This is a genomic window from Syntrophomonas sp. UBA5494, from assembly GCF_002426325.1.
The window spans coordinates 1-6,472 of the sequence record NZ_DIPG01000020.1 but is presented as its reverse complement, the minus strand read 5'-3'; the positions used below and the strand labels follow the sequence as shown (position 1 = coordinate 6,472).

Below are 6,472 nucleotides of genomic sequence, written 5' to 3'. Positions count from 1 at the left end.
CTATTCTCCCTTGCGGGCACCCGGAAAAATCTACTTATAAAATTAAAGTCCACGCTAATATTAGCGTGGACTTTACCATCATCCCTATCTAAGCATTTTCGGGCAGGTCTCCTGACTCAGGATCATCGCGTTATTGCCCCTTCCCCCTTGACGGAGTGGTTCTGGCAACTGCTAACCTTTACAGTGGCGGGTCCGTCCGGGAATCTCACCCGGTTCCCTATTCTCCCTTGCGGGCACCCGNNTCTTATTGTACACAAGCGAAATATGCTGTCAAGGATTAATTTCTTTCTCCATTTAATTCTATAAACGTTACTTATATCCTTTTAAGCGCAACTGCTTCTAAACTCCGGCTTTGGTACGGCTGCCTTTGTTGCGTCTATTTCCCTTGTTCCCTTTGGATTTCAAAGCGGTTTTTTTCTTTACAGCGGCCCCCTCTGCCTCAGCCGGCTCATCCAGCAGTTCGAAATCTATCTTGGCTTCATTCACTTCCACACGCACCAGTTTCACTTTGACTTCATCGCCGATGGCGAAGGTCTTCCCGGTATGGATGCCGCGCAGCGTGTAGCTGCGGTCATTGAATTCATAGTAGTCATCGGTGATGCTGGAGATGTGCACCAGACCCTCGATACTGTTGTCCAGGGCTACAAAAATGCCGAAAGAATTGACCGAAGACACCCGGGCAGTGAACTCTTCGCCCAGAAACTGCTGCATAAACTGGGCTTTCTTTATGTTGACCAGGTCGCGCTCCGCTTCTTCAGCTTTGATCTCCTGAAAAGTGGAATGCTCCCCGTAAAAGCTCATTTTACTATCCAGGGCGGCGCGGCGGCGTTCATTCATGCTGCCGTCCAGGACATGGCTCAAGACCCGGTGCACGATCAGGTCCGGATAACGCCGGATGGGACTGGTAAAGTGGCAGTAAAAACGCGAGGCCAGACCGAAATGCCCTAAGGCTTGGGGAAGATAACGGGCATGCTTCATGGAGCGCAGGACCATCAATGATACCATCTGCTCTTCGGGGCGGCCTTTGATGTCAGCTAAGATGTGCTGGAATGTCATTGGCTCCAGTTTTTCGCCCGCCACCTTGTGTCCGAACACCCCCAGAACCCGATTAAGCTTCATCAGAGCGTCTTCATCCGGTTTCTCATGAACCCTGTAAAGCAAAGGCATTTGCAGGCGATAAAGATGCTCGGCCACGGTCTCATTAGCCTTGATCATGAAGTCTTCGATGAGCATCTCTCCTGGTCCCTGTTCACGGACTTTAACGTCAATCGGAACCCCTTTTTCATCGGTGATTATCTTGGTTTCAGGAAAATCGAAATCCAGAACCCCGCGCTTGAGCCGGGCAGTCCTGATTATATCGGACAGATCCTTCATCAAATGAAAGTCCTCCACCAAATCCCGGTAGCGCGCCTTCAATTCAGGGTCATCTTCCAGCAGGATCCGGTTCACCGCGGTGTAGGTCATGCGTTCTTTGACCCGGATCACCGATTTGCACAGTTCATAATTAACGACTTCACCGTTGAAATTGATGTCCATGATACAGCTTACTGCCAGACGATCAACTCCGCTGTTAAGGCTGCAGATATCGTTGGAAAGCTCCCGGGGCAGCATGGGCAAGACCTTATCCACCAGATAGACGCTGGTTCCCCGCGCACAGGCCTCTCTGTCCAATTTGCTGTCTTCTCTGACATAATGAGAAACATCGGCGATATGCACCCCCAGGCGGAACCCGTTGACGATGCGGCAGATGGAAACTGCGTCATCCAGGTCTTTGGCATCCTCACCGTCGACGGTGACCATCTTCACATCGCGCAAATCGCGGCGTTTTTTGCTTTCTTCGGCACTGACCGGCCGGGCCGCGGCCTGAGCTTCTTTTATTACCGCAGGGGCGAAGTCCACCCTGAGGTTATGTTTGCGGATGACTACCTCCACATCCAGTCCGGGTTCACCGGCATTGCCCAGAACTTCAATAATACGCCCTTCCGGGAATTTGTTCTTATCCGGCCAGCTGGTTATAGCCACCACTACCCGGTCCCCGTTATTGACCTTTAGTTTGCGGGAGCGATTTACATAGACGGGATAAATCTGGCGCGGGTCATCAGGGATCACCTGAATGACATGCTTGCCTTTTTCGTAAACCCCCACCAGGGTTTTGTTGACCCGCTCGATGGCCCGGATCACTTCTCCTTCGGGGCGCTCTCCGCCATGGTGGCTGTGAATGAGGCGCACCATGACCCTGTCATTGTGCATGGCCCCGTTGAGGTTTTTCCCGTAGACGAATACCTCAGGCCGTCCCGGCTCATCGGGCACTAAAATACCGTAGCCTCGCTGGCTGAGTCGTATAACCCCTTTGACCAGCTTCATCATTTCGGGCAAGCCATATCTATTTTTACGGGTTTTCAAGATTTCGCCCGCTTTTTCCAGGCGGCCCAGTAATTTGCTGAATTTGATCTCCTCATCATTATCGATTTCGAATACCGATAAGAGTTCGCGGTAGCTCAAAGGGCGATAACTGTCCTGCCGCATATACTCCAATAGAGTTTCTTTATTGACCATTTAATCCTCCTTAAGGTTGGTCTGATTTTAATAGTATTTCCTTTAATCGCCGCTTTTTTACCCTATAGGCCGATTTCGTCAGCGATCTTTTTCATGCTCTGCAGAGCAACCTCCAGGAAGGTATCCAAATCCATACCCAGCTCTGAACAGCAAGCCATCTGCTCGCGATTGGCGCCCCGGGCAAAGGATTTCTCTTTAAAGCGTTTGCGCAGCGATTTCAATTCCACTGCGGCCAGTTGTTTGTCAGGTCTTATAAGCGCGGCTGCGGTTATAAAACCGCTGGCAGGATCGGCTGCATATAACGCGTGATCCAGAACCGAGCGCCGCGGCAATCCGTGGGCCTCATTATGCACTTTGACCGCATAGCACAAGTCTTCAGGCAGGCCGATTTCTTCCAGCATGGCCGCGCCCACGGCCGAATGCCGCATAGGCTCGTCGGCGGTCTGATCATAATCTATATCGTGAAGCAGTCCTGCCAGACCGAATCTCTCCACATCTTCTTCCAGGTGCTGAGCCAATCCGCGCATAATGGCTTCCACCGCCAGGGAATGGTTGAAGAGGTTTTCTGATTTGACGTGTTCTTTCAGCAATTGTAAAGCTTCTGTTCTATCCATTTTCTAGTCTCCTTTTTCCTGCACGGCTTCGTCGATGAACCGGCTGATAGACGCGGCGATCGCTTCCATCTCGTCCCCCATCGTAGCGACATGGGTTGAATGTTCCAGCTCCTGATAGCTGACCTGAGTTCGTTTTAGCCTGTTCACCAAATGCCGTCCGCTGCTCGCATTAACAACTTCATCCTGCAGGCTCTGCATTACCAGGGCCGGGCATGTGACAGAACTCAATCCGGACAAAACCAATTTGCGCAGATGCAACATGCTGCGAAAGGATTTTACCGGATAACAATGGTAAGCCTGCCTGCCTTGCTTTTCCAGCTCCAGACCAATGTCTATATCATTTTTGGGGTAATAAGGCTTAACCAAACCTAATAACGGGGTGAGGGCGGATACAAAAAACGAGGTGGTCAGCGGGTTCCTGGTAAAAACCGGGGCGTTGATGCTGACAGCCCCTTTGATATCTTCCCGTTGTATGGCGGCATAAAATGAGAGCAGTCCTCCCATCGACAATCCGGCTACAAATAGATGCTGATGCATGGTCGACAGCCGGTTCAGTTCGTCTTCCACGGCTGCGGTCCAATCGCGCCAGGAGGTGTTGTCCAGGTCTTCGGGGGTGGTTCCGTGGCCCGGCAAGACAATTCCGCTGACTGTGCACCCGCTTTGCTGATTGACCAAAGCCGCGGTGGGGTAAATCTCCGAAGGCGTCCCGGTAAAACCGTGTAAAAAAAGCAAGGCTGCATTACCATCGCCCTGCAATTCAAATGACTGTTCTGCAACCTGTTTTTTCATAGGTAATCCTTCCCTGGTCTCAGTCAGGGCCATATGGCTCTCGCTGCTGGTGATATTGATGTCATTATATAATAAAAGCAGGCGCCTGTGGCACCTGCTTAAATACCTTACTAAAACTGAGCGGGCTAACGCATCACCGCAAGAACCAGCGTTAAAACCATAAAAACTACAGCCAACCAGGCGGTAATACGGCTTAACAGTTCATCCAGACCTTTCTTCTTGCCGCCAAAAATGGCCTGGCTGCCTCCAGCAATACTACCCGACAGACCGGCGCTTTTGCCCGATTGCAGAATGATGGTGGAGATGAGACCCAGAGACACGATGACCTCCAGGATGAACAGGATGGTTTTTAACAAATTTTCACCTCCATTTCAAATCATTGCATCAGAACAAATTAAATTTTAACACAAGTTCTTGGGCCTTGACAAGTCCAGGTCTCAGCTTGTCGAAGAAGTTGGCAGACCGAGCAAAAAAAGTGAAGATCGAGGCACGAGCCCCCCCCGCGATTGAGGCGTACTTAGGGTACGTTGATTGAGCGGGGCTTGCGATGTAACAATGAGATTCGCTTTTTTTGCTCGGTCTGGGGCCTTGACGAGTCCAGGTCTGTGCTAATCGCGGTGGGCAGCGAAAACCTTCAAGCCGCGATAGTCGGCATATTCATCCAGCTCTTCTTCGATTCTTAATAATTGATTGTATTTTGCCACCCGGTCAGTCCTGGCCGGCGCTCCGGTCTTGATCTGTCCTGATCCGGTGGCGACGGCGATATCGGCGATAGTGGAATCTTCGGTTTCCCCGGAACGATGGGAGATAACTGTAGTATACCCGGACCGCATCGCCATTTTGACGGCATCCAGGGTTTCGGTCAGGGTGCCGATCTGATTGACCTTGATGAGGATGCTGTTGGCTACCCCGCGCTTGATACCCATAGTTAAGCGCTCCGTATTGGTTACAAAGATATCGTCCCCGACCAGTTGAATTTTGTCGCCCAGACGCCTGGTCAAGAGCTCCCATCCAGACCAATCGTCTTCAGCCAAACCGTCTTCGATCGACACTATGGGATACTTCTTCACTAGATCCTCATAAAAATCCACCATTTCTTCGGAGGTATAGATTACACCATTGCTCTCCAGGTGGTAGCGCCCGTCTTTATAGAGTTCACTGGCGGCTACGTCCAAGGCCAGGAAGACATCTCGCCCCGCCTCATAACCGGCCTCTTTTACCGCATCCAGGATTACTTCGATGGCGGCTTCATTGGAGGGCAGGTCAGGGGCAAATCCGCCCTCATCCCCTACAGAAGTGGCCAATCCACGAGACTGCAGTACCTTTTTCAAGGTATGATAAATCTCCACTGCCATGCGCAGCCCTTCCCGGTAGGAAGCGGCTCCGACCGGCACAATCATAAACTCCTGAATATCGACATTGTTATCGGCATGCTGCCCGCCGTTGAGGATATTCATCATCGGAACCGGCAGCTCTCTGGCATTCACCCCGCCAATATACTGGTAAAGCGGCAAATCGAGATGATTGGCGGCTGCCCGGGCTACGGCCAGCGATACGCCCAGAATGGCATTGGCTCCCAGTTTGCTCTTGTTGGGGGTTCCGTCCAGATCTATCATCAAAGTGTCAATATCCACCTGCCGCCGCGCATCCATACCGATGATCTCGGTGGCGATGATGTCATTCACATTGTCGACCGCTTTGAGAACCCCTTTGCCCAGGTAGCGCTGCTTGTCTCCGTCACGCAGCTCGACAGCCTCGTGAGCCCCGGTTGAAGCCCCGGAAGGTACTATAGCCCTGCCCATGGTTCCATCTTCCAGGATGACCTCCACTTCCACGGTGGGATTGCCTCTTGAATCCAATACTTCCCGCGCAAAAACGTCAATAATTGTGCTCATATTCAGTCTCCCTCCAGAACTAATGTATTCAAATCAATCATGCAAAATTAGAGATCTCCCGGTCATCTCCCGGGGTATGTCAATATTCAGGAGCTCCAGCATGGTCGGGGCGATGTCGCATAATGCTCCGCCCTCTCGCAAGCGGGCTTCTTTAAGCCGGTCTGATATAAGGATAAAAGGCACTTTATTATTAGTGTGGGCTGTAAAAGGCCCTCCGGTGATAGGGCACTGCATAGTCTCACAGTTGCCGTGGTCGGCAGTCATTAAGACCACTCCGTCATGGGCCAAAACCCTCTCCGTTACCCGGGCCAAACACTGATCAACCACACGAACGGCCTCAATGGCCGCATCCAGGATGCCGGTATGGCCGACCATGTCAGGATTGGCATAATTCATGATAATGACGTCATAGCAATCCTGGTCAATTGCGGCTACAACCCTGTCAGTAACCTCCACGGCGCTCATTTCCGGTTTCATGTTATAGGTCTTAACCGTGGGCGAAGGCACCAGAATACGCTCCTCATTAACATTGGGTTTTTCCACCCCGCCGTTGAAAAAGAAGGTCACATGGGCATATTTTTCAGTTTCCGCAATACGCAGCTGGCGCAGGCCGTTCTG

At 51.6% G+C, this 6,472-nt stretch carries 6 protein-coding genes and 1 riboswitch; all 6 genes read right to left on the bottom strand.

The window, feature by feature from the left end:
• Positions 1 to 84 precede the first annotated feature (84 nt).
• A riboswitch (cobalamin riboswitch) is annotated at positions 85 to 256 on the bottom strand.
• An 83-nt stretch (positions 257 to 339) separates the two neighbouring features.
• Positions 340 to 2,556 carry a ribonuclease R gene (gene rnr, locus B3W37_RS02335; protein ID WP_483174648.1) on the bottom strand — a complete coding sequence of 739 codons (2,217 nt, stop codon included), beginning with the start codon at positions 2,554 to 2,556 and terminating at the stop codon, positions 340 to 342.
• 62 nt (positions 2,557 to 2,618) lie between these two features.
• The gene (locus B3W37_RS02330; RefSeq protein ID WP_483174646.1) at positions 2,619 to 3,170 is read right to left on the bottom strand and encodes an HD domain-containing protein; all 552 of its coding nucleotides are present in this window, start codon (positions 3,168 to 3,170) and stop codon (positions 2,619 to 2,621) included.
• A gap of 3 nt (positions 3,171 to 3,173) precedes the next feature.
• Positions 3,174 to 3,959 (bottom strand): alpha/beta hydrolase, encoded by a 786-nt coding sequence (locus B3W37_RS02325; RefSeq protein ID WP_481042357.1) that lies wholly within the window; start codon positions 3,957 to 3,959, stop codon positions 3,174 to 3,176.
• 125 nt (positions 3,960 to 4,084) lie between these two features.
• Positions 4,085 to 4,315, bottom strand: coding sequence for a preprotein translocase subunit SecG (gene secG, locus B3W37_RS02320; RefSeq protein ID WP_481042355.1), 231 nt, complete (start codon positions 4,313 to 4,315; stop codon positions 4,085 to 4,087).
• 252 nt (positions 4,316 to 4,567) lie between these two features.
• Positions 4,568 to 5,854: a phosphopyruvate hydratase gene (eno, locus tag B3W37_RS02315; RefSeq protein WP_481042353.1), complete on the bottom strand. Its 1,287-nt coding sequence runs from the start codon at positions 5,852 to 5,854 to the stop codon at positions 4,568 to 4,570.
• A 33-nt stretch (positions 5,855 to 5,887) separates the two neighbouring features.
• The coding region (locus B3W37_RS02310) for a sulfatase-like hydrolase/transferase (protein ID WP_483174645.1) at positions 5,888 to 6,472 on the bottom strand (585 nt) is incomplete at its 5' end.